Origin of the sequence: Candidatus Thiosymbion oneisti, assembly GCF_900092655.1 — a bacterium.
In the GTDB taxonomy this organism is placed as follows: domain Bacteria; phylum Pseudomonadota; class Gammaproteobacteria; order Chromatiales; family Chromatiaceae; genus Thiosymbion; species Thiosymbion oneisti.
Map to the genome: position 1 here is coordinate 1 of NZ_FLUY01001049.1, position 427 is coordinate 427.

Below are 427 nucleotides of genomic sequence, written 5' to 3' on the forward strand. Positions count from 1 at the left end.
TCGTGGCTCAGCCCGATTCACGCATCAGCGAGATCTACCGGGAGATTGCCCGCAGGACCGCGGCCAAGCTGTCCCTGCAGGCGAAGGATTATGCGGCCAAGTTCCCACGGATCGTGATCCAGAACAATTGAGCAGGGTCTTGAGCAATCCTGGATGATTTGGCGCTGTTTGGGGAACCGGACGTGTTGCGTTCGACGCCCAGGGGCTCGATGATCGTCTGCCAGGTCAGTGTCGGCGTCTTAACGCAACCTACACCCACATTACCCCCGCGTGGCCTGCCCGCGCGGACCTCGCTTTAAGTGTAGGTTGGGTTAGGCGCGCTGTCCGATCCCGAAGTACCGAGCGACAGGGCCGAACGCGCCGTAACCCAACACGTCAGACTTGTCCCGATGCAGGAGGGATCTTTTCCCACAACCAACGCCAAATA

Annotated in this window: 1 pseudogene; it reads left to right on the forward strand. The window is 60.0% G+C overall.

From position 1 onward, the window contains the following. Positions 1-131, forward strand: a pseudogene (locus BQ17_RS20695) (iron-sulfur cluster carrier protein ApbC); the annotation flags it as partial. Positions 132-427 lie beyond the last annotated feature (296 nt).